The organism is Dactylosporangium vinaceum (assembly GCF_019904175.1).
GTDB classification, from domain to species: Bacteria; Actinomycetota; Actinomycetes; order Mycobacteriales; family Micromonosporaceae; genus Dactylosporangium; species Dactylosporangium vinaceum.
This window is the reverse complement of record NZ_CP061913.1, coordinates 9010754-9033558: the sequence shown is the minus strand read 5'-3', so window position 1 is coordinate 9033558 and position 22805 is coordinate 9010754. Positions and strand designations below refer to the sequence as shown.

Below are 22805 nucleotides of genomic sequence, written 5' to 3'. Positions count from 1 at the left end.
TCGACCGGCAACGTACGTCGCACTATAACCCGGGGGTATATACGCGGTGTATATCCGCGGTGTATGGTGGCGGCATGAGCGTTCCCCTCACCCTGCTGGGGCTGCTTGAGCGCGAGCCCAGCCACGGCTATGACCTCAAGCGCGACTACGACATGTTCTTCGGGCGCGGGCGGCCGCTGCCGTTCGGGCAGGTGTATTCGACGCTGGGGCGCCTCGCGCGGGACGGGAAGGTCGTCATCTCCGAGGTCGAGGCGGGGGAGGGCCCGGAGCGCAAGCGTTACGTCATCACCGAGCTCGGGGCGACCGAGGTCGACGCCTGGCTCACGCAGCCCGTGGAGCCGGAGCCGCACCTGCAGACGGTGCTGTTCTCGAAGGTGATGCTGTCGCTGATGCTCGACCGGCCGGCGGGGGAGTACCTCGACATGCAGCGCGGCGCGCACCTGCGCCGGATGCGGGAGCTGCACGAGATCAAGAAGGGTGACGACCTCATCGAGGCGTTGCTCGCCGATCACGGGCTGTTCCACCTGGAGGCCGACCTGCGGTGGATCGAGCTCACCGTGGCCCGGCTCGACCACCTCGCCCGGCTGGTCCGCACATGAGCACCCTCATCGAGGCGCGGGACGTGCACATGGCGTTCGGTGAGACGCCGGCGCTGCGCGGGGCGCAGTTCGACACGGAGCCCGGCGAGATCGTGGCCGTCATGGGGCCCAGCGGGTCCGGCAAGACGACGCTGCTGCACTGCCTGGCCGGCATTCTGGTGCCCGGGGAGGGCGAGGTCCTCTTCGACGGGCGGCGGATCGACCGGCTCAACGAGCACGAGCGCAGCGCGCTGCGGCGGGAGCGCTTCGGCTTCGTGTTCCAGTTCGGGCAGCTGGTGCCCGAGCTGACCGTCGAGGAGAACGTCGCGCTGCCGCTGCTGCTCGGCGGGGCCCGGCGGGGTGAGGCGCTGCGGGAAGCGCGCGGGTGGCTGGAGCGGCTCGGGCTCGGGGGGCTGCAGCGGCGGCGGTCGGGGGAGCTGTCCGGTGGGCAGGCCCAGCGGGTCGCGCTCGCCCGCGGCATGATCAACCGGCCGCGGGTGCTGTTCGCCGACGAGCCGACGGGGTCGCTCGACTCGCTCACCGGCGAGCTCGTCATGGACCTCCTGGTGGCGGCGGCGCGTGAGCACGGTACGACGGTCGTGCTCGTGACCCATGAGCCGCGGGTCGCGGTCTATGCCGATCGCGAGGTCGTGGTCCGCGACGGACGCGTGCACGCCCTCGCCGCCGGGCCGGGCCGCTCGTGATCCGGTTCGGTCTGCGCCTGACCTTCGCCGGCGGGCGGGAGGCGGTGCTGCGATTCGTGGTGCTGGCCGTCGCCGTCGCGCTCGGCACCGCGCTGCTGCTGAGCACCGTCGCCGGCGTCCGTGCGCTCGCGGCCCAGAGCGGCCGCGGAGCCTGGATGCGCGGCGCGCCCGCGGCCGGTGCGCCGGGCGTGGACCCCGTGGTGTGGGCGGGCCGCGAGGACTCCTTCGAGGGCCACTCGTTCTGGCGGGTCGACGTCGGGCTCAAGGGCCCCAACCCGCCGGCCGTGCCCGGCATCGCGCGCCTGCCCGAGCCCGGCGAATACTACGTCACCCGCGCCCTGCACGACCTCATCGTGAGCCGGCCCTACGATCAGCTCGCCGCGCGGTTCGTCGGGCGGGAGGCCGGGATCATCGCCGACTCCGCCGTGCCGTCGCGCGACTCGCTCGTCGCCGTCGTCGGCCGCACGCCCGGCGAGGTCGGCGGCATCCCGCGCGCCCACGAGGTGACAGCCGTGTCGAACGAGGCCCCGGCGATCCCGGTCGCCGCCCTCGACCTGGTCCTGTCGGTCGTCGCCGGCGGCCTGCTGTTCCCCATCTTCGTCTTCATCGGCACCGCCACGCGCCTGTCCGCCACCCGCCGGGAGCAGCGGTTCGCGGCGATGCGGCTCGTCGGGGCCACGCCACGGCAGGTGATCCAGCTGGCCGCCGTCGAGTCGGCCGCGGCCGCCGTCGTGGGCACGGCCGTGGGCCTCGCGCTCTTTCCCGCGTTCCGGCAGGCGATGGCGGCGGTACCGCTGACCGGCGAGCGTTTCTTCCCGGAGGACCTCTCGCCCGGCGCCCTCGGGTTCGTGCTCATCGTGCTCGGCATCCCGATCGGTGCCGCCGTCGCGGCCGGCCTGGCCATGCGCCGGGTGCGGATCTCCCCGCTCGGCGTCGCCCGCCAGGTCACGCCGAAGCCGCCGCGGGCCTGGCGGCTGATCCCGGTCGTGGCCGGGCTGGCCGAGCTCGCGTACTTCATCGGCCGCCGGCCCGAGACCTCCAACGGCCAGACCGCCGCGTTCCTGCCCGGCTTCCTGCTCGTCATGGTCGGGCTGGTGATCGCCGGCCCGTGGATCACGATGGCCGGCGCGCGGTTCCTGGCCCGCCGGGCCCGCCGCCTGCCCACGCTCGTCGCCGCCCGCCGCCTCGCCGACAACCCGCAGGGCGCGTTCCGGGCCATCAGCGGGGTCATGCTCGCCTTGTTCGTCGTCAGCGTCGCCACCGGCGTGATCGGGACGATGCGCTACGAGCGCGGCGTGCACTACGGCGACCTGGCCGCGACGACGCTCGTGCAGTACATGGGCGGCAGCGGCGTTCCCGTCGCCGAGGCCCGCACCGACCGGCTGCGCGCGGTCCCCGGCGTGACGTTCGTCGTGGCGCTGCTCGATAACACCGACGATGGCGCGGCCAGCCCGTCAAACATCATCGCCTGCGCCGACCTCGCCGGCATCCCGCAGTACGGCCGGTGCGCCCCCGGGGTCGAGTACGCGCAGATCTGGGGCAACCTCGTCGGGTACGACCGCGACCGCACCGGCGGCGGCCCGTCGACCGGCTGGCCGGCGGCGCCCGTCACCCGCGATCAGGCCGCGGCCCTGCCCGTCGACACGCTCGTGCTCGGGCTCGACGGCACCGGCGCCGCCCGCGAGCGGGCCCGCACGGCGATGGAGCTCGCGTTCCCGGACTACGAGGTGCCCCCGATGACCGACGTCGAGCGCGGCAGCGAGTCGCGCGGCCAGATGGCGCTGTTCGAGCGTCTGGCCGACGTCATCATGCTGTTCAGTCTGCCGATCGCGGGCTGCAGCCTGGCCGTGAGTATCGCCGCCGGCATCGCCGAGAGGAAGCGCCCGTTCAGCCTGTTGCGGCTGACCGGGGTACCGATGCGGGCGCTGCGCGCCGTCGTCGCCCTGGAGTCCGCGGTCCCCCTCCTCGCGGTCGCGGTAGTGGCGGCCGGCATCGGCTTCGCCGCCTCCCTGCTCTTTCTGCGGGCGCAGCTGCACTACGACCTGCGGGCGCCGGAGTGGTCGTACTACGCGCTCGTCGCGGCCGGGCTGGCCGTGTCGCTGGCCATCATCGCCTCGACCCTGCCCCTCCTGGACCGCGTCACCGGCCCGGAGACCGCCCGCAACGAGTGACCCCGGAATGCAACGTCCGTCCGTCTGGCAAATGTGGCGGACCATCCCTCCCGGGCCGCGCGACCGGGCGCTACCGTGCCCGCCGCGCCCCGGGAAGGATCAGCTGATGCACATCGATCAGGCCACGTTCGGGGTCGGCGAGCTCATGAAACGGATCAGCCGCCGGGAGATCCGCCTGCCCGAACTCCAGCGCAGCTACGTCTGGCGCCCGACCCAGGTGGCCAAGCTCGTCGACTCGCTCTATCGCGGGTTCCCGTTCGGCTCGCTGCTGTTCTGGCAGTCCGACGAGGCCCCGGCGACCCGCGAGCTGGCGGTCGCGGGCGCGCTTGACCAGCCGCAGCAGCCGCCGGTGTACCTCCTCGACGGCCAGCAGCGCCTGACCTCCCTGCACCGCGTGTTCCACGACCACCCCGAGGCCCAGATCGTCTTCCACGTGGAGAAGGAGCGCTTCCAGAACCAGAGCGCCGCCACCCAGGCCGACCCCAACTGGATCAAGGTCTACGACCTGCTGTCCGGGGTTTCGATATTCGAGACGGTCACCATGTTGCAGTCGGCCGGCTGTGGGCTGACGCCGAAGCAGATCGAGCAGCGTGTCATTGCCGTGCAGTCGCTGGACAAGCGGACCTTTCACGTGGAGACGCTGCGTGAGTGCGGCTATCAGGAGGTCTCCGAGATCTTCGTCCGGGTCAACAGCGCCGGGCGCCACCTGAGCCGGGCCGACCTCGCGATGTCCACCCTCTCGGCGAAGTGGCCGGGCGTGCTTGACAAGTTCCAGAAGGAGGCCCTGCACTGGAGCCGGATCGGCTACGGGGATCTCGACGTGGAGTTCCTGGCTCGAGCATTCGCCGGCGTGCTGTTCGGCGGCGGCATGTCGTCGTGGTCGGTCAACGACCTCTCCCGCGTCGACGAGGCCGAGCTGACCAAGGCGTGGGGCACCGTGCAGCGGGGTCTGCGACACCTCGTTCCGCTGCTGCGGTCGAATCTCGGGCTCTCCCGCTCCAATCTGCTGCCGTCCCTGGTGGCGCTGGTCCCGCTGATCGTGCTGCTGGGTGAGCGGCTCGACGAGCCCATGGAGCAGCAGACGGCCGACGCGTTGATCTACTGGCTGCTCATCGCCACGATCCGGGCCCGCTACTCGACCTCGTCCGACACCAACCTGGCCCGGGACATCCAGGCGGCCCGCAAGCCCGAGCCCGCTCGCGAGCTGCTGCGCAACCTCGGTGCGCTCCAGTCGGTGCCGAGCATCACCCCCGAATCCCTGGCCGGCCGCTCGAAGGAAAGCCCCTACTTCTTCCTGAGCCTTCTGGTCGCCCAGCGCAACGGGGCTCGGGACTGGTGGTTCGCGACCTCCATCATGCCCGGCGAGGTCGACGATTTTCAGCTGCAGTATCACCACGTCCATCCGGTGGCGACGCTCGACCGCTACGACAAGGGTGAGATCAACGATCTGGCCAACCTGGCGTTCATCTCCCGCAAGGCCAACCTGAAGATCAGCGACCGGTCGCCCGCCGACTACTTCCCCAGCGTGGAGTCGAAGGCGCTGCGTGCCCACTACATCCCGCTCGACGAGGATCTGCGCGCGGCGGAGGCGTTCCCGCGGTTTCTGGTCCAGCGGCGGGCGATGCTGGCCGCGGCGATGACCGATCTGCTGGCGTCGTTCCGGCCGCAGTGGCTCGATCGGGCCCCGAGCGCGCCGGCGACGTCGAGCGACGGGTACAAGCTCACGATGGTCTACTACGGCAGCGTCTGGAAGCCCGGGGTGCTGGTGTTCCGGGCGTTCGGGGCCGGGGTCGAGTGGACCGGCTCGACCGAGATGCAGGACTTCGACGACGCGGTCTCGGCCGCCGCCCTTCGCAGCGTCCCCGGTGACGTGACGATCGGCGGGGAGTCGGTGCCCGTGCAGGTGGTCGAGGACGCGATCGAGGTGCCGATCGGGCCGTTCCTGGTCTCCGGTACCGCGGCCGAGTGGCTCGACATCCTGGCCCGGGAGAAGGCGTCGATGCAGTCGCCGCTGCGGATGCCGGTGGTGGAGGACAAGGCGTGGGCCGGCGAGCGGATCGCGCTGCCGGCCAGCAGCACCGACTGAGCCGTCAGCGGTCCCAGCTGCCGGAGAAGACCGACGCGGGGCGGTTGATGAGACCGGCCGTCCCCGCGGCGATGTTCTTGCGCAGCTGCGCCTTGGACTTGGCGCCCTTCACCGTCACCGGCGGGCCGATGCGCTCGGCCAGTTCCCGGAGCTTGGGGAGGGGGAGGTCCTTGTCGCGGGCGGTGAGGTACCGCTCGACGTCGTCCTCCTCGGTCATGGCCCGGATGTCGGCGACTATCGCGTCGAGGTCGGCGCCGGCCTTGACGGTCCGCGGCCGGGCGGGCGGCTCGGCCGGTGCGCCGGTCGCGCGGAACTCCACCTGGGCCCGGCCCTCGGCCAGGGCGGTGAGCTGCTCCTCGCTGAGGGTGCCGAGGAGCCGGCCGATCTCGTTGAGCGCGAGCGCGGCCAGCTTGGGGGAGGGGGTCACGGATTCAGCCTCTCGAAGAACGTGAGCAGTTCGTCGACGCAGTCCTGCAGGTTGGTGCGCACTTCCGGGGGTACCCCGCCGGCCAGGATGGTGGGCACGCCGTACCGGCCCGCGGCCGCGTACTCCCGGTTGCGGTCGCGCACCAGCGTCTGGAAGACCGGCACGCCGAGCGTCGCGACCTCGTTGATGTACTGCGCGTGCACGTCGATCGGGCGGCCGCTGTACCACTGCACCATCGTGAACAGCACGGCGACGCGGGGCATCCGCATCTCGGGCGCCTCGTCCGGCGCGGCCTTGCGGTGGTGGTTGAAGTCGCGGGTGAGGTCGAGCAGGTGCTGCCCCATGACCTGGATCGCCTCGGTCGACAGGTAGTCGGGCCGGGCCGGCATGACGATCATGTCGCTGGCGATGGCGGCCATCTTCGTCGTCAGCGAGAACGCGGGCGCGCAGTCGACGAGCACCACGTCGTACTTGGAGAACATCGGGTCCGTGAGGTCGTCGGCCAGCCGCCGGTGCAGCCCCACGAACTTCGCGGGCCGGATGTTCCCGGTGCCGTCCACGGCGCCCGGGATGAGGCTCTCGGAGTTGACGATCATCGGGTCGGACGGCACCAGGTCGAGCCACCCGCCGTGCTTGTTCACCAGCGAGTTGCACCGCGCCGGGCTGAACACGATGTCGGCCAGCACCTGCGCCCGGTGCTTGTCCGAGGCCCGGAACCACGCGCCGATCGTCTGCAGGCTGTTGAGGTACGCCTGCGACTCCTCCACCGTGAAGAACGACTTCGTGAGGCTGGCCTGCGGGTCCAGGTCGATCATCAGCACCTTCTGGCCGCGGGCGGCGAGGCCGGCACCGAGGTTCGCGGTGACTGTCGTCTTGCCCACGCCGCCCTTGTTGTTGACGACGGCCACGATCCGCACGCCCACCACCTCCCCAGCCCGACTCGCACCACGCAGGACGCTATTGCAATCCCCGCCCGCTGGGCACCGGCCCGCGTACGCCTCCGATCGCCCGTTCGATGCCCATCACTGCCCCGCCCGGCCGATGCATTCCGGCTCAACTCGGTCCGCGGCCCAAGAGAGCCGGCCGCTGCGAACCCCCGCCCCCGCGAAAAGTCGGGCGCTCCGCACCGCAACTTTTCGGACTTATACCCTGTCAGGCGATATATCCGATATGTCGAGCCCTAGCAGGGCGCCGGCGCCTGACATATCGGCACACGGCTGGACCTGCGCGGAGGCAGTCTTCGCAGCCGTCGGCTGAGGGTTCGACGTCGTTGATCTGGTCGGTGTGGGTTCAGCTGTTCGGTGCGCGGGGCGGGGAACGCCGACGGCCGCCGCGCATGGGGTGCGCGGCGGCCGTCGGGAAGAGCGGGAGGTCACGCCTGGTCGGGGGACTCCTCGCGGCGCGCGTCCTGGGCGTTGTGGCTGTCCGGCTGGGTCGGCAGCTGCTCCGGCACCTGGCGCATCGGGGCCGGGGCGGGCACCTTCGGGTATTCGCCCGTGTCCGCCCCGCCACCCGCGGCGGCGGCCATGACGGCGGCGGCGGCCAGGTCGGCCACGCGCTTGGCCTCGCGCTGCACGCGGGCCCGGACCTCCTTGGCGTGCCGCTCGGCCGAGTCGGCGGCCTGGCGGGCGTGCTCCAGGCGGGTCAGCTCGCTGGTGAGGCTCTGCTTGGTGTCGGTCAGGCGCTGCTGCAGCTGGGTGACCTCGCGGCCCAGGGTGGTGGACTCCTGGCGGGCCTCGCCGAGCTGGGTCTGGGTGCTCTCGAGGTCGGCGCGCAGCTGCGCGAGGGCCTTCTGGCGGGACTGGATGTCCTGCTGCACCACGGCGAGCTGCTGCTGGTGGCGCTGGTTCTCCTCTTCGGCCCGCTTGCGCAGGTCGGCGGCGAACTTCTGCGCGTCCGCGTGCAGCGCCGCGTTCTTCTGGTCCGACGCCTGGCGCTGGGCGGTCAGCTCGCGCTCGACGGTCTGGCGCTGCTCGGTCAGCTCGCGGTCGCAGGCGCCCTTGAGCTCCTCGATCTCGCGCTGCGCGGTCGCCTTCCACTGGGCCAGCTCCTGCTGGGCCTGGGCCCGGCCGGCCTTGACCTCCTGGAGCACCTGCTGGCGCGCGGCCTCGGCGAGCGCGTCGGCCTCGGCCCGCGTCTTCTCCATGTGCTCGACGCTCTGCTCGTGGACCCGCTTCGCCTCGGCCTCGGCCGCCTCCCGGGCCGCCTCGCCCTCGGCGATGAGCTTCTCGGCCCGCTCCTTGGCCTCGGCGAGCACCTTCTCGGCGTTGCCCTGGTGCTCGGCCGCCTTCTGCTCGGTGTTGTCGATGATCACGCCGGCCTGCTTCTCGGCCAGCGCGAGGATCTGGTCGACCATCGGGCCGAGGTGGCGGAAGGATGCGCGGTCGACGCGGGCGGGCCGCTGGCGTACCTCGTTCAGCTCCGCCTGCAGCTGCTTGATCTGGTTGGTCAGGTCCTGCACCTGGTTGGTCAGATCCTGGGCCTGGCCGGCGGCGCGCTTGCGATCGGTGGTGAGGTTGGCGATCTGCCGGTCGAGCTGGTTGAGGTACTGGTCGACCTGGCGTTTGTCGTAACCTCGGACCTGCTGGGTGAAGGCGGGCCGAGCCTCGGCCCCGTCGCGCTGCGTCAACAGATCCCCGCCGTGGGTCATGAACGGATCCTCCATACGATCGGGAAGCTTTGACGCCGCCGCTTACGGACGGTGGCGGCGTACGGGTCCGCCAGCACATCCAAAACGCTACCGAGCCCCTAGCGCAAGTCTTCGCTTCGGTAAGGGGTTCTTTCGGGCAGGATATGTCTGGAGACCGTTTTATACCGTTTTTTCGGCACGTGTCGCGACCACTGTGGACAATAAGTCACCCAATCGGCACGCAAAGTGACGCCGACGCCGCGAGTTGCAGTAAGGCCACGGTTCTCCCGGCGGATGCGTACGGCCTACGCTGTCCGCCATGGGCGACCTCCCCGAGCGCATCGACCCGCGGCTCATGCGCGCCTCGGACGCCGACCGCGAGCGCGTCGCCGAGGTCCTGCGCACCGCGGCCGCCGAGGGCCGCCTCGACCTGGACGAGGTCGACGAGCGGCTGCACGCGGTGTACGCGGCCCGGACGTACGCGGATCTCGAACCGGTCCTGCACGATCTTCCCACCGCACACGCCGCCCCGGTGCCGGGGCCCGGCGGTGTCCCGGCCCGCCCGGGAGAGGTGCCGGCGACCGGCTCGGCCACCGCGATCATGAGCGGCTTCACCCGCCGCGGACCATGGGTGGTGCCGCGCACGTTCACCGGCACGGCGTTCTGGGGCGGCGGCACCATCGATCTTCGCGAGGCCCGCATGCTCCACGGCGAGGTCACGATCCGCGCGTTCGCGGTCATGGGCGGCATCACCGTCATCGTGCCCGAGGATGCCGAGGTCCACGTCACCGGCACCGGCATCATGGGCGGCTTCGCCCACGACGCGTCAGGCCCCGGCCGCCACGGCGCCGCGCGCATCCACATCACCGGCTTCGCCTGGTGGGGCGGTGTCAACATCGAACGCCGCCGCCGCAAACGCCGCGATGCCGGAGCCTGACCGGCACGCCCTACGCTGTCGGCCATGACGACGGTAGCGGTGCGGGGCGAGGCGGTGCGGGAGGTCGATCCCGAGCTGGCCGAGTTCACGGTGGTGGTGTCGGCGCGCGACAAGGACCGGGACACGACGCTCGGGCGGCTGCGGGAGCGGGCCGACGCACTGCGGCAGCTCCTCGAGCGCTTCGGCGAAGCCGTCGAAAAGCGGGAGACCGGAATGCTGCACGTGTACCCCGAGGGCTCCGGCAAGCGCGGAGAGCGGATCGCGGCGTACAACGGCAGCGTCTCGACGACCGTCACCGTCACGGACTTCGCGGCTCTGGGCGAGATGATGCTGGCCGTGGCCGGGCAGGAGCAGACGCAGACGCACGGCCCGAGCTGGTCCCTGCGCCCGGGCAGCCCCGTGCACGCGCAGCTGCGGCGCGCGGCCGTCACCGACGCGATCGCCCGCGCCCGCGAATACGCCGACGCCCTCGGTGCCGAGGTCGTCGAGCTCGTCGAGCTGGCCGACCCGGGCCTGGGCCGCGCGGAGGGCATCGCGCAGTTCTCGGCCGGCTACGGCGCGGGCATCCTGCGCAGCAAATCCTCGGGCGGCGGCGGGTACGCCGACCTCCAGCTCGACCCCCAACGCCAACGCGTCCAGGCCACGGTCGAGGCCCGCTTCACCATCACCGCCCCGGTGCTCTAGGAGAAGGCGGGCTCCTGCTCGGCCTCGATCTGCGCGTTCCAGTCGCGCTTCGAGGCCTGCCAGCCGTCCTCGTCGTGACCCAGGCGCCAGTAGCCGGAGACCGACATGCGGTCGCGGGGGAGGGCGCGCTCGACCCGCAGGTAGCGGCGCAGCTCCTTCACGAACGTCGCCTCGCCGTGGACGAACGCGTGGACCTGGGCCGGGTCGGCCGGGAACGGCAGCGCCAGGACGGCCGGCACCAGGGCCGAGCCGACCGGGCCGGAACCGCGGTGCAGCCAGGTGACGCCCGGGATGTCCTGGCGGTCCGCGAGGTCGGCGACCTCGACGAGCGCGTGGCCGGTGGCGCCGGCGGGGACATACGGCAGCGAGGCGGCGATGGCGGGCAGCGCGCTCTCGTCGCCGGCCAGGAGGTGCCACCCGGCCTGCGGGTCGGGGGCGTAGGCGCCGCCGGGGCCGCCGAACTGGAGCTCGTCGCCGGGCCGGGCGTGCACGGCCCACTGTGCGGCCAGGCCGGTGTCGCCGTGCAGGACGAAGTCGACGGTGATCTCACGGCGGATCGGATCCCACTCGCGGACGGTGTACGTGCGGGTCACCGGCCACTGCTCGCGCGGGAGCGTGGCGCGGGCGGCGGCACCGTCGAACGGCTGGGGGTAGTCGACGCCCGGCCGCGGGAACATGAGCTTCAGGTAGTGGTCGGTGTACCGGCCCGCGTCGAACTGCGCGAGCCCCTCACCGCCGAGCACCACCCGGTGCATGTTCGGGGTCACGCGCTCGGCGCGCACGACCCGGCCGACGTGGGTCACGGGTGCGGGCCGCGACGGCCCGGAGGAGGACGACACATGAATGAGGGTAGTCTCGCCTAACTGGGAATGCCCCTCTGATCGGTCCCCGCTTCGGCGACGCCCGGCTCGCAGGCGCCGGCCAGCTCGCGGGACACGACCTGACGGACGGCCACGAGCCGCGCGATGGACCCGTCGAGGTCGGCCAGCCGGCGGCCGAGAGCCTCGATCGAGCCCGGGCACTCGGCGCCGGACGCGCGCCCCGAGCGCAGGCACTCCACGAACGGGCGGGTCTCCTCCAGGTTGAAGCCGATGTCCAGCAGCGACCGGATCTCGCGGACCAGGCGCAGGTCGGACTCGTCGTACTCGCGGTAGCCGTTGGCGGCGCGCCGCGCGGCGATCAGGCCGTGCTGCTCGTAGTAGCGCAGGGCCCGGGCGCTGGTCCCGGCCCGCGCCGCCAGCTCACTGATCCGCATCGGACCAGGCTAGACCTTGACGCCGGTGTCAAGGCCAGCCGGCGGGCGTCAGGGCGGCGGGGCGGTGGGGCCGGGCTCCGGGTCCGGCGGCAGGCCCTCGATGCGGCGGGCGTGTTCGATCATGCCGTGGATCGCCTCCAGGCTCGGCGCGGAGAGGCCCGCGGCGCGTAGGGCGACCGAGCGCACGGCGCTGTCGCGCAGCACCGCCAGCAGGTCCAGCTGGCTCTCGATGCGCCTGACGGTGTCCGGGTCGTCGTCGAGGAAGTAGGCGGCGTTGACGCCGAAGAACTCGGCCAGGGCCTCCAGGTGGCGCTTGGTGGGGTTGTCGCGGGTGCCCTTGCGCAGCTGCCACACGTATGTGTGCGAGATCATGACGCCGCGCTCGCGGATGGCGGCGGCCACCTCCTCGTAGGTGTACTCCCCGCGGCCGGCCGGGTGGACCGTGCGGAACAGGCGGTCCAGTTTGTCAGCCAATGTCGTGTCGCTCATCGCATCTACCCTTGACAATCCCACCGGTCGGATGGAAATCTCCATCATAAGCTCAGATTTACGAGCACGGGGCGCCCATCAACTCACGTTTACGGCTGAGGGCGCATCGGGTGGATCGTTGTGGCCGGGTCGCCTGATCGGCGCCAGCTCGGGGGTGGCCACAACGTTTCCGGCCCGCAGCAGCTCGCGGGCCTGTTCGGTGAGGCTCGTCTCAGCGTCCGCGGGCGGCTGCCGGTCGGCCGGCGCGGACAGCCGGCGCGCCGACACGGCCTCCGCCGGGCCCTGGGCGAGGCCGAGCTCCCACTGGGCGTCGCGGATCTCGATGATCCGGCGATACAGGCGCAGGTCGACGCCGCGCACTGTCAGCAGGTCGGCTAACCGGCTCGGCGGGTCGCCGAGGACCACGTGCGGTACCGCCGCCACCGAAGCCAGCCACAGCGGGCGCAACTGCTGCAGCGCCGAGTAGTGGGCCGCCCACCTGACGAGCCCGCCCAGGGCCGGCAGCGCCGCGCCCGCCGCGAAGGCCAGCAGCATCGCCGCCAGCAGGGCCCGGCTGGTGCTCTCCCAGCCCGCGCCGTTCATCAGGTCACTGCCCATGGCGTTCGTCACCTGGAACGCGACCCGGTTGAGGATGAACAGCAGCCCGACGAACGGCGCCACGGTCAGCAGCCGCAGCCCGACCCGCATCAGGCCCGGCTCGGCCCGCTGCGCCGCCGGGTGGAACAGCGCCACGCAGCAGGCCAGGCCGACGAAGAGCCCGAACTGGGTCAGGATGCCGTAGGCCGTGGCCAGCGGCGTGCCGGCCTGCTCGGCCACGAAGTCGCCGTGCTCGGGGCGGCGTGGCACCAGCAGGAAGATCACGATCTCGGCCAGGCCGGCCCCGGCCAGCAGACCGTAGGCCCAGCGGCGCACGGCCGGGCGGTCGGCGACGGGCCCGGGCATCAGGCCGGTGAGGTGCACCATCGCGGCCGACGCGGCCGCCGTTGTCAGCGTCTTGCCGGGCACCGCGATGTCGGGCACGTGCAGCAGGCCGTCGAGCGCGAACGCGACCTCGCGCCGGTTGATCGTGTTGGACAGGGTGATGAACACCGCGACAAGCCGGATGGCCCGGCCGCGCGGGGGCTGCGGCGTCGCGAAGCGCCAGATCGTGAACGCCCAGAAGGACGCCAGGACGAGGAACTCCAGGGTGTCAGCGAACGCCATCGGCCGGTCCCGGGATGAGCATCTCGCTGAGCCCCTGCAGCAGCGGGTCGTCGGAGCGGGGCATCGGCGCGTTGCGCAGTGCCTGGCCGCTGATCATCGTGGCGATCATCTCGGCGACCTGCTCCTGGGGTGCCGAGTACGTCGAGCGCATGAGGACCCGCGCGATCGTCGACGGGTCCAGGTCCGGCAGCACGAGACCGGGCGCCTGGTGGTCACACAGGATGTGCCCGATCTCGTGGAGGATGATGTGCCGCCGGTGCAGCGGGTCGGTGCCCGCCGCGTAGAAGACGTGGTCGGCCTGGTCGGTCGCCAGCCACAGCCCGCACGGCGCCCCCATCGGCGCCGGCTGCGGGTGCAGGTGCAGGTCCCGCCCGCGGCGCGCGGCGACGTACGACAGGAACGCGGACAGGTCAAAGGGTTCAGGAACCTCGATGTCCGCGATCAGCCGCCGGCACTCCCGCTCAAGCCGCCGCAGTCGCACGCCGCCAGAGTAGCCGCCACCGGCCAGGAGGCGAAAAGGTCTTACATCGTGCGGCGGAGGTGGTCGGTGAGCTGCGCCACCGCCCGCACCGCGGTGATCCGGCCCTTGCGGATGAGCATGAGGTCCTCGACGGCGCAGATCGGCGGGGTGTGGCCGAGGGCCGCGGCGAGCGGCTGGTTGGCCCGCGACCACCGGGTCAGCGAGTCGCACACGTGGGCCTCCAGGGCCTCCGGGGACAGCGGGCCGGCCGCGCTGATGTCCTTCACCATGCGCTCGCGGAAGGACCAGTAGGACCAGACCTTCGTCTCGTCGAGCAGCTGGGCGACGGCGTCGCTGCGGCGGTACTCCAGCGCGACCTGGATCGAGTCGGTGTGCCCCTCGTCGATGAACGCCTCCACCAGCGGGTGGCGGGCGTGCGCGCCGGCGACCTCGTAGAACGTGCTGCGGCTCCCGTGGGGGGCGGCGGCATCCACGATGCTCTTCCAGGTGAGCTGGTTCGCGGAGCCGGTGGCGACCAGGCTCGCGACGGCGTCGAAGTAGACGGTCTTGGTGCGCCAGTGGCTGCGCTTCGCCGTCGGATTGGCCGACAGCTTGCGGTGCCACCGGCTCACGACGGTGAACGCGAGTTCCTTGCCGAAGTCGGGAGTGGCCGTCGGGTGCGGCGCCAGGGTCGTCATGCTCATCGGCCTTGTCCTGTCGTCGGAGTGTGGAACGGGATTCCCAGGGGTCCTCCGAGCGTCGCCGCCGGGCTGCCCGCCGGCCATCACGTATTCACGTGGTCTTGCCGCTGACCAGGTCGAGTACCGCATCCCAGTCGCCCGGCACGGCGTCGGCACACCACGCCACGCGCCGGTCGGGGCGCACCAGCGCCAGCGGCCGATCCCAGTGGATGCGCACGCTCTCGTCGGCCACGGGCAGGTGGGTCACCGGGATGCCGCGCCGCGCCGCCTCCGCCGCCAGCGGTGCACCGGCGCGCTCGCCGGTCAGGTCGACGAGCGTGAGCTCGCGGCCGAACCGGTCCTCCAGGGCCTCGCCCCCGTCGAGCCGGGCGTCGGGTGCGTGCCCGCCGGGCCGGACCCGGCGCCCGGGCACCGCCGCGTATCCGGCGAGCGCGCCCGCGTCGGGCCGGTGCGCCTCCTGCCGCAGCACGCCGGCCAGCACCTCGCGGGCGGCCCCGGCCGCGCTCAGCCGGCCGAAGCGGCGCCGGGTCTCCAGGGCCCGGGCCACCATCTCCCGGTCGATGAGCGCGCTCGGCCGCCGCTCCGACTCATAGCTGGCCAGCAGGCCCGGGCCGCCCCAGCCGTTGATCGCCGCGGCCAGCTTCCAGCCCAGGTCGACGGCGTCGGCCAGGCTGGTGTCGGCGTGCTCGCCGGCCGGGTGGAAGCGGTGCGCGGCCTCGCCGGCCAGGAACACCGGCCCGCGCCGGTACGCCGCGGCGACCGCGAGCGCGTCGTCCCACTGGGCGACGCCGAGGATCTCCGGCACGTCCAGGCCCGCACCGAGCCGGGCCCGCAGCATCGCGACCGGGTCGGTGCCGACCGGCTCCTCGGGCGCGACCGGCAGGTGGGCCACCCAGCTGTCGCCGTCACCGCGGGCCACGCTCGTCACGCCGCCGACGACCACGAGGACCGGGGCGCCGTTCGCGACCGGCAGGCGCGGGTCGGCGCTGCGGAAGAACACCGAGCAGTGCCGGGCCGGGCGGCCGAGGCTCTCCATCGGCACCTCGAGGCAGCGCCGCACCGTGCTCTGCGCGCCGTCGCAGCCGACGAGGTAGCGGGCCGCCACCGAGTGCCGCACGCCGGCCTGCCCGTCGAGCACGGTGGCGACGGCCCCGTCCGGCTCGACCCGCAGCCCGGTGAACGTCCACCCCTCGCGCAGGTCGATCAGCGGGTGGGCGCGCAGCTCGTCGCGTAACCGCCGGGTCAGCTCGGCCGCCGGGATGCGGTGGTCGGCGTCGGCGCCGGTGCCCGCGGGCTGCGGCGAGACCAGGACCGGCTCGTCGTCGAGGCGGGTGCGCCACTCGACGTCCTCGGGGGCGGCCGGGCCGGTGCCGTACCGGCGCACCAGCGAGGACGGGCCGAGCCGGCGCAGGACGCCCATCGCGTGGCCGGTGAGCCGGTCGACGCCGGGGTGGCGGGGCGGGGCGACGGCCCGCTCGACGACGAGGCAGGGCACGTCGTGGTGCGCGAGCTCCAGCGCGAGGACCGCACCCGTGGGGCCGGCCCCGACCACCAGTACCTGAGTCGTCACCGGACGTCCCCCATCAATCGACCCTCAGCGACGCCTTCGTCGCCATGGGTCATGCTCGGGGTCGGGGGTGCCCCGCGGGTATCACGTGTTCAAGCGATCCCGCTGGACGAGGTTGGCCAGCTCCACGCGCCCCCGCAGCTCCAGCTTGGTGAAGATCTTGCGCAGGTGGGAGTCGACGGTGTGCCGGGACAGGTGCAGGGCGGTCGCGACCTGCCGGTTCTGCAGTCCCTCGGCGACGCGCAGGGCGACGTTCTGCTCGGCCGGGGTGAGCTGGTGCAGCGGGGAGCCGGGGCGGAACACGGGCCGCCCGGTGGGCGCTTTGGGGCCGCCCAGGCTGAACTCGAGGCGGCGGCGGGCGCGCTCGGCCCGGCAGTCGGTGACGATGGCGATCGCCTCGGCCGCCCAGGCCCGGCCCTGCGCCTCCTCGGCGGTGTTGAGGGCGGCGTCCTCCAGCGCGCCGGCCAGGGCGAGGCGGCGCGGGGTGCGCCGGAAGCGTTCGACGGCGCCGCGCAGCAGCCACGGGTCGCCGGTGAGGACACCCTCGGCGTGGTCGGCCGCGGCGGCCAGGGAGAGCTGGCCGGGGTTGCGCTCGGCCAGGGCCCGGGCGGCGGTGACGACGGTGCGGGCCTTGTGCTCGGCGCCGGCCCGGATCGCGATGTGGACCAGGGCCGGGGCGGTGGTCGGGTCCTGGGCGATGAGCACCGGCCGGGCGGGGAGGGCGTCGATCAGGCCGCAGAGCGTGCTCAGGGCGGCCTCGGGGCCGATGACGGCCTCCTGCAGGACGCCCTCGGGCCAGTACATGTCCTCGGGGGCGCAGGTGGTGCCGGCGGCCATGCGCCGGTGCATGTGGGCGAGGTGGGCCTGGGCCTGGGGGAGGTCGCCCTGCAGGACGGCGAGCCGGGTCAGCTGCCCCAGCAGGGGTACCGCCAGCGCGTACGCGGTGAGGTTGAGCGCGACGGCCACGCCGGCCTCGGCCTCGGCGACGGCGTCGTCGAGCCGGCCGCGGGCCGTGAGCAGGGCGGCGTGGTAGTAGTGCCAGAGCGGGGTGGACCAGGCGGTGCCGAGCCGCTCGGACTCGCGGCGGCCGCGGCGGTAGGTCTCCTCGGCCTCGTCGAAGCGGTCCAGGGCGGCCTGCGCGTCGCCGAGCCAGATCCGCGGATGGCGGTGCGCGGCGTCGCCCCGGACCTTGTCGGCGATGCCGGTGGCGTGCTCGGCGTGGCCGTAGGCGTCGCCGAGGCGCCCCTGGGCCTGCGCGACGAGGCTGCGGCCGGTGAGCCCGAAGACCGAGGCGGCGTATTCGCCGGTGGCCAGGCCCGCGGCGGTCGCGGCCTGCCCGTCGGTGTCGGCGCCGGCCAGGTCGCCGTGGTAGAAGCGGGCGTGGGCGCGGATCGCGTGCAGCCTGGCCCGCACGGATTCGGGCACGTCGGTGACGGCGAGGCCCTGGTCGGCGTACTCCACCGCGATCCCGTTGTGCCCGGCGTGCTTGAACGCCTCGGCGAGGCCGAGCATGAGCATGGCCTCGGTGCGCGGGTCGAGCCCGGCCCGCAGCGCGGTCTCCCCGAGGTCCTGCGCCTTCTCCAGGCGCCCGGCCGAGGCCAGCAGCCCGACCGCGTCGGCGACGAGCGAGACCCGCCCCGGGTCCCCCTCGCCGATCACCTCCAGGGCGTGCACGATCAGATCCGCCGCGGTGCTCGGCGCGGCCGGCGCGACCTCCAGGGCCGACTCGTGCAGGATCGTCACCGCCTCCCGCCGCCCCGTCCGCCCGGTCTTGAGCAGGTGCTCGGCCACCTCGACCGGCGGGCGGCCCTCCTCCCGGGCGATCGCCGCCGCCTGCCGGTGCAGCACCGTGGCGACCGCCCCGCCGAGGGTGCCGTAGACGGCCAGCCGGACCAGGTCGTGCACGAACCTGAGCTCGCCGTCCTGCTCGACGAGCACCCCGGCGGTGGTCGCCTCCTTGACCGGCTTCAGCAGCGCCCCCGGCCGCCGGTCGAGCAGCTCGGCGACGGCCTCGATCGAGAACGGGCGGCCGAACACCGCCCCGGCCTGGAGCAGCTCCTGGGTGTCGCTGGACAGCCCGTGCAGCATCTGGTCGACGATCGTGATGAAGCTCGACGGCAGCTCCTCGCCGACGACGGTGCCGACGCCGTCGGCCACGAGCAGCTGCCCGGTCAGGTGCAGCGTGCGGACGAGCTGCTCGACCTGCAGCGGGTTGCCGTCGCAGACCCCGGCCACGGCGAGGACCGTGTTGTCCACGTCGGCCCCGACGACCTGCGCGCACAGCCGGCGCACGGCGTCGTCGTCGAGGGCGCCGAGCAGGATCTGCTCGTGGCCGTCCCGGGCGAGCCGCTCCATCAACTGCAGTCCGGGGGTACCGGCCGGAGCCGGCCGATGCGCGAAGAGCCAGCGGACCGGTGACGAGGCCAGGGCCGGGACGAGCTCGGCGATGGCCAGGGCGGACAGCTCGTCCATCCACTGGGCGTCGTCGATCGCGATCACGAGGGGCTGCCGCGCCGCGTAGTCCTCCAGCGCCGCCCCGAGCCGCTCCAGGGTCCGGTACTGCGCGTCCTCCTCCCGCAGCCGCCGGCCGAACGCGCCGCCTCCGGATCCCGGGTCGCCGGAGAGCCAGTCGATCGCCGGCTCCGGCGGGCGCAGCTGCTGCAGCGTGGAGGCGAGGGTGATCAGCGGTGCGGCCCGGTCGAGCTCGAACGCGGCCCGGAAGGCGATGGACACCCCCGCCGTCGCCCGATACTCCGTCGCCGCCCGCATGAGGTGGGACTTGCCGATCCCGGCCGCCCCGGTCACGATCGTGCAGCCGCCGAAACCCCTAGCCGCACCGGCCACCGCCGCGTGCAGTGCGGCCAGTTCACGATCGCGTCCGAAGGTTCCGGTCGTCAGCGAAATCACCTCAAGATGTCGGATGTTTTGCGGGGAACGGCGTGGTTCCCGATTTCGGCCTGCGGTGATTCTCGCGGCCATTGAAGATCGACTTGAACAGCCATTCGGGGGACCCGGACGAACCCGGACGGCATCATCCGCCGGACGGATACGGTCCTGCTCCCGGGCCGCCCGGCGGGGCCACCAGGATTTCGGCCAGCAGTCGCCGCAGTATTGCCGGGCCGTGTGCGGTCAGCACCGATTCGACATGGAACTGTATTGACCGCGCTCGTCCGATACGCATTGCGTGCACCACGCCGGTGCGTGCATCCCGCAATATCCCGATTGGTTGGGATGATCGATCACTCACGGTTGTCACATGAATAGAATTCATTCGATGTCTCGGATCATCCGGAGCAGTCTCGCACACCGCGGCGAACGTGTTGTAGAAGCCGACCCGGCCGAATCCGGGGACATGGCGCGGCTCGCCCTGGGCCGGCCGGTCCAGCCTCCGGATCGCCAGCCCGACCTCGTCGGCCAGGACCTGGTGGCCGAGGCAGACGGCGAGGGTCGGGGTCCGCTCGGCCAGGAGCCGCCGGGCGATCGCGTGCAGCCGGTCGATGCGGGGGTCGCTGCGGTCGCGGGGGTCGCCCGGCCCCGGGCCGAGCACTATCGCGTCGTAGCCGCCGCGGGGGTCCGGCCCGGCGGGCAGGTCGGTGCCGATGTCGACCTGGAGGCCGATGGCCTCGACGAGCCGGGCCAGCATCGCCGTGAAGTCGTCCTCGTTGTCGATGATCAGGATTCGCCCGGCCAGCGGCGGCACCCGGACCGGTGCGCCGAGCCAGAACGGGGACAGTCCGGCATTGCGCCGTGCGAGGGCCCGGTCGAGCGCGGGGAGCCGGGGCGGTGCGGTCGCCGCGTGCTCGCCCTTGAGCGCGGCCAGGAGTGCCGCCGCCTTGGCCCGGGTCTCCGCCGCCTCGGCCGCCGGGTCGCAGTGACGCACGAGCGTCGAGCCGACACTGATGGTGACCGAGCCGTCCGGGCCGATCTCCGCGGTGCGGATGAGCAGCGCCGAGTCCAAGGTGTCCGGGCCGAGCAGCGCGATCGCCCCGCCGTAGTAGCCGCGCCCGGTGTCCTCGCGATCGGCGATCGTGCGGCAGGCGGCCGCGATGGGGCTGCCCGTCACGGTCGGTGCCGGCAGGGTAGCGCGGAGTACCGCGACCGGGCCGAGCCGCGTGGGGCCGTCGATGATGTACTCGGTGTGCGCGAGCCGTGACATCGGCCGCAGCCAGGGACCGCGGAGCCGGCCGCCGCCGTCGCAGATCCGGGCCATGGTCTTGAGCTCCTCGTCGGCGACCATGTAGAGCTCCTCGGTCTCCTTGCGATCGGCGAGGAACCGGCGCAGGCCGCGGCCGGTCGGGCCGCCGGGCGGGTAGCGGTAGGTGCCGCTTATCGGGTTCATCGCGGCGATCCCGCTGTCGAGCCGGGCCTGGGACTCGGGGGTCGCGCCGAGGAGGGTGCGGCCACGGCAGTGCAGCAGGAAGGTCCAGTAGGCGCCGCGCTCGGCCCGCAGCAGCCGCCGGTAGGCCGCCAGCGCGGTCTCGGGGCCGTGGTCCGCGATCGTCGCCCGGTAGGTCCGCCGGATCACGAAGTTGGAGCCGGTCCCGCCGCCGATGTCCTCCTCGACGACGGCCCGGACGATCTTCTCGTAGGCGTGGTCGTCGAGGTCGAAGTCGCCGGTCATCCGCGTCTCGGCCGACGGGAGCAGCTCGAGGACCTCCTCCACCGGCAGCGACGCCGACCGGGTGACCGCGAAGGCCAGCAGCGGCGCCCCGTCGTCGATGCAGGCCAGACCGCGCTCGGCGATGGTCCGGTACGGCAGCGCGGCCACCACCTCGCCGTCGATGCACTCGGGGAGTTCGTCGAGGGCCGGTCCGGTGCGCAGCTCGACCCGGTCGCCGCGGCACACGAGGGCGAAGGATTCGGCGCCGGCTATGCGCGACAGCCATGGATGCGTCATGCTGGTCACCGTCGCAACGCGCGGGTCAGGGCGGCCACTACCCATTGAGGTAGTGGGGCGTGTACCCGGCCGCGTTTAGCGTTCGTGACGTGGTTCTCAATGACAGCTTCGCCCGCCGGGTCCGGCTGGAACGGTTGCACCGCAACGGCTCCGGTGGACTGCTGGTGGTGCCGCTCGACCATCCGATCAGCGGCGACCCGATCCTCCACAGTGGAGCGCGGGGCGGCCTCGACCGGCTCGTCGGTGCGCTCGCGGCCAACGGGGCCGACGCCGTGGTGCTGCACAAGGGCGCCGTGCGGCAGCTGGACCCGCAGCGGCTGCGCGACATGTGCCTCATCGTCCACCTCTCGGCCGGCACCGGGCTCTCCGGCGACCCCGACGCCAAGGTGCTCGTCTGCTCCGTCGAGGAGGCGCTGCGCACGGGCGCGGACGGGGTGAGCGTGCACGTCAACGCCGGCTCCCGCACCGAGTCCCGGCAGCTGGCCGACCTGGCCGCCGTCGCCGGATCGTGCGCCCGGTGGGGTGTGCCGCTGCTGGCGATGGTGTACGCCCGCGGGCCCGACATCGCCGACGGGCGCGCCCCGCACCTGGTCGCGCAGGCCGCCGCCATCGCCGCCGAGCTCGGCGCCGACATCGTCAAGACGGCGATGCCGCGGGCCCTGGCCGACCTGGCCGAGCTCACCGCGGCGAGCCCGATCCCGGTGCTCGCGGCGGGCGGCGACGCCCGGGACCCCACGGCCGCCCTCGCCCATCTCGCCGACGCGATGCGGGCCGGCGCCGGCGGTGTCGCCGCCGGCCGGCTCGTCTTCAACGCCGCGGACCCCGGCGCGATGGTGCGCCGGCTCGCCGCCCTCGTCCACGACCGCATTCCGGCGCACAGCCGGTGACAGGGAGTACCCCCACATGAAGCAGTGCTGGCTCGACATCCGCTCCGCCGACTCGCTCAAGTCCGCGCTCTGCCAGGAGGCGATCCACCGGCGCTTCGACGCTATCGTCGCCGCCGACCCGGCCGATCTGGCCGGCCTCCCGCCGACGGTGCTACGGGTGCTGCTGCCCGGCCCCGAGCTGCCGGAGACGTTCGGCGACGCCGATCTCGTCCTGGTCGACCCGGCCGTGCACCCCGCCCTGCCGGCCGGCGTCGCGGCCGGGACCTACATCGAGGTCTCCGACGCGGCGACCCTGGAGCTGGCCTGCGCCAGCGTGCGCCGCGACCCGTACACGGTGCTGCGCTTCACCGACCCGACGAACATCCCCCTGGAGATCGTGCTCGCGGCCGCCGCCGGCCGGGGCGGCGACGGCAACGGTGTCGTCATCACCACCATCGAGAAGGCCGCCGACGCGCCGGTGTACCTCGGCTGCCTCGAGCGCGGCCCGGACGGCGTGCTGCTCGCACCGCAGGCGCCCGGTGAGGCCGGCCGGCTGAAGGACGCGGTCGAGCAGCGCACCCCCGACCTGGAGCTGACCGAGCTGACCGTCACCGCGATCACGCACGCCGGGATGGGGGAGCGGGCCTGCGTCGACACGTGCACGTACCTGGCCCAGGACGAGGGCATCCTGGTCGGCTCGCGGGCCAAGGCGCTCGTGCTGTGCGTGAGCGAGACCCACCCGCTGCCGTACATGCCGACCCGCCCGTTCCGGGTCAACGCCGGCGCGCTCATGTCCTACACGCTCGCCGACGCCGAGCACACGCGGTACCTCAGCGAGCTCAAGGCCGGCAGCACCGTCCTGGCCGTGGGCGTCGACGGGCGCACCCGCCCCGCGGTCGTCGGCCGGGTGAAGATCGAGACCCGGCCGCTGCTGTCGATCGAGGCCGTCGCCCCCACCGCGGACGGCGGCCGCGGCGAGGCGGTCAACGTGATCGTCCAGGACGACTGGCACGTGCGCATCCTCGGCCCGGGCGGGAAGGTCCTCAACTCGACGGCGCTGCGGCCCGGCGACAAGATCCTCGGGTACCTCCCGCGGCGGGAGCGCCACGTCGGGTACCCCATCGACGAGTTCTGTTTCGAGCAGTGACGCC

20 protein-coding genes are annotated in these 22805 nt (G+C 73.1%); 8 read left to right on the top strand and 12 right to left on the bottom strand.

Annotated features, from left to right (window positions below):
- Nucleotides 1–74 precede the first annotated feature (74 nt).
- From Dvina_RS40440 to Dvina_RS40425, 4 genes are all read left to right on the top strand, one after another.
- Nucleotides 75–599 (top strand): PadR family transcriptional regulator, encoded by a 525-nt coding sequence (locus Dvina_RS40440; RefSeq protein WP_223095340.1) that lies wholly within the window; start codon nucleotides 75–77, stop codon nucleotides 597–599.
- Nucleotides 596–1282 carry an ABC transporter ATP-binding protein gene (locus tag Dvina_RS40435; protein ID WP_223095338.1) on the top strand — a complete coding sequence of 229 codons (687 nt, stop codon included), beginning with the start codon at nucleotides 596–598 and terminating at the stop codon, nucleotides 1280–1282. The genes Dvina_RS40440 and Dvina_RS40435 overlap by 4 nt, the downstream gene beginning before the upstream one ends.
- Complete coding sequence (locus Dvina_RS40430) at nucleotides 1279–3453, top strand: FtsX-like permease family protein (RefSeq protein WP_223095336.1); 2175 nt, start codon at nucleotides 1279–1281, stop codon at nucleotides 3451–3453. Before Dvina_RS40435 ends, Dvina_RS40430 begins: the two co-directional genes overlap by 4 nt.
- Nucleotides 3454–3559: 106 nt before the next feature.
- On the top strand, nucleotides 3560–5539 hold the full coding sequence (locus Dvina_RS40425; protein ID WP_223095334.1) for a DUF262 domain-containing protein: 1980 nt from the start codon (nucleotides 3560–3562) through the stop codon (nucleotides 5537–5539).
- 4 nt (nucleotides 5540–5543) lie between these two features.
- Here the strand turns inward: Dvina_RS40425 and Dvina_RS40420 are convergent, their stop codons facing one another.
- The 3 genes from Dvina_RS40420 to Dvina_RS40410 form a co-directional block, all read right to left on the bottom strand.
- Nucleotides 5544–5966, bottom strand: coding sequence for a hypothetical protein (locus Dvina_RS40420; protein WP_223095332.1), 423 nt, complete (start codon nucleotides 5964–5966; stop codon nucleotides 5544–5546).
- On the bottom strand, nucleotides 5963–6883 hold the full coding sequence (locus tag Dvina_RS40415) for a ParA family protein (protein WP_223095330.1): 921 nt from the start codon (nucleotides 6881–6883) through the stop codon (nucleotides 5963–5965). Before Dvina_RS40415 ends, Dvina_RS40420 begins: the two co-directional genes overlap by 4 nt.
- A gap of 455 nt (nucleotides 6884–7338) precedes the next feature.
- Nucleotides 7339–8631 (bottom strand): coiled-coil domain-containing protein, encoded by a 1293-nt coding sequence (locus Dvina_RS40410; protein WP_223095328.1) that lies wholly within the window; start codon nucleotides 8629–8631, stop codon nucleotides 7339–7341.
- Between the two features lie 283 nt (nucleotides 8632–8914).
- Here Dvina_RS40410 and Dvina_RS40405 point away from each other — a divergent pair, with 283 nt between their 5' ends.
- Nucleotides 8915–9532 carry a DUF1707 SHOCT-like domain-containing protein gene (locus tag Dvina_RS40405; protein ID WP_223095326.1) on the top strand — a complete coding sequence of 206 codons (618 nt, stop codon included), beginning with the start codon at nucleotides 8915–8917 and terminating at the stop codon, nucleotides 9530–9532.
- A 24-nt stretch (nucleotides 9533–9556) separates the two neighbouring features.
- On the top strand, nucleotides 9557–10216 hold the full coding sequence (locus tag Dvina_RS40400; RefSeq protein ID WP_223095324.1) for an SIMPL domain-containing protein: 660 nt from the start codon (nucleotides 9557–9559) through the stop codon (nucleotides 10214–10216).
- Here the strand turns inward: Dvina_RS40400 and Dvina_RS40395 are convergent.
- From Dvina_RS40395 to Dvina_RS40355, 9 genes are all read right to left on the bottom strand, one after another.
- Nucleotides 10213–11055, bottom strand: coding sequence for a siderophore-interacting protein (locus Dvina_RS40395; protein WP_246655628.1), 843 nt, complete (start codon nucleotides 11053–11055; stop codon nucleotides 10213–10215). The two genes, Dvina_RS40400 and Dvina_RS40395, sit on opposite strands and share 4 nt — an antisense overlap.
- A 20-nt stretch (nucleotides 11056–11075) precedes the next feature.
- Nucleotides 11076–11471 (bottom strand): MerR family transcriptional regulator, encoded by a 396-nt coding sequence (locus tag Dvina_RS40390; protein ID WP_223095322.1) that lies wholly within the window; start codon nucleotides 11469–11471, stop codon nucleotides 11076–11078.
- Between the two features lie 48 nt (nucleotides 11472–11519).
- On the bottom strand, nucleotides 11520–11960 hold the full coding sequence (locus Dvina_RS40385; RefSeq protein WP_223095321.1) for a helix-turn-helix domain-containing protein: 441 nt from the start codon (nucleotides 11958–11960) through the stop codon (nucleotides 11520–11522).
- A 78-nt stretch (nucleotides 11961–12038) separates the two neighbouring features.
- The gene (locus Dvina_RS40380) at nucleotides 12039–13163 is read right to left on the bottom strand and encodes an MAB_1171c family putative transporter (RefSeq protein WP_223095319.1); all 1125 of its coding nucleotides are present in this window, start codon (nucleotides 13161–13163) and stop codon (nucleotides 12039–12041) included.
- A complete protein-coding gene (locus tag Dvina_RS40375; RefSeq protein ID WP_223095317.1) occupies nucleotides 13150–13644 on the bottom strand; it encodes a hypothetical protein in 495 nt (164 codons plus the stop codon). Before Dvina_RS40375 ends, Dvina_RS40380 begins: the two co-directional genes overlap by 14 nt.
- Nucleotides 13645–13685: 41 nt before the next feature.
- Nucleotides 13686–14327 (bottom strand): hypothetical protein, encoded by a 642-nt coding sequence (locus Dvina_RS40370; RefSeq protein WP_246655627.1) that lies wholly within the window; start codon nucleotides 14325–14327, stop codon nucleotides 13686–13688.
- Nucleotides 14328–14415: 88 nt separating this feature from the next.
- The gene (locus Dvina_RS40365; RefSeq protein WP_223095315.1) at nucleotides 14416–15894 is read right to left on the bottom strand and encodes an FAD-dependent monooxygenase; all 1479 of its coding nucleotides are present in this window, start codon (nucleotides 15892–15894) and stop codon (nucleotides 14416–14418) included.
- Between the two features lie 81 nt (nucleotides 15895–15975).
- A complete protein-coding gene (locus Dvina_RS40360) occupies nucleotides 15976–18798 on the bottom strand; it encodes a helix-turn-helix transcriptional regulator (protein ID WP_246655626.1) in 2823 nt (940 codons plus the stop codon).
- A gap of 124 nt (nucleotides 18799–18922) precedes the next feature.
- A complete protein-coding gene (locus tag Dvina_RS40355) occupies nucleotides 18923–20788 on the bottom strand; it encodes an anthranilate synthase family protein (protein ID WP_223095311.1) in 1866 nt (621 codons plus the stop codon).
- 89 nt (nucleotides 20789–20877) lie between these two features.
- On the opposite strand from Dvina_RS40355, the gene Dvina_RS40350 reads away from it, so the two are divergent.
- Together Dvina_RS40350 and Dvina_RS40345 are read left to right on the top strand one after the other, a co-directional pair.
- A complete protein-coding gene (locus Dvina_RS40350) occupies nucleotides 20878–21675 on the top strand; it encodes a 2-amino-3,7-dideoxy-D-threo-hept-6-ulosonate synthase (RefSeq protein ID WP_223095309.1) in 798 nt (265 codons plus the stop codon).
- A gap of 16 nt (nucleotides 21676–21691) precedes the next feature.
- Nucleotides 21692–22801, top strand: a complete 1110-nt coding sequence (locus Dvina_RS40345) for a 3-dehydroquinate synthase II family protein (protein ID WP_223095307.1) — start codon at nucleotides 21692–21694, stop codon at nucleotides 22799–22801.
- The last annotated feature ends 4 nt before the right edge of the window (nucleotides 22802–22805 follow it).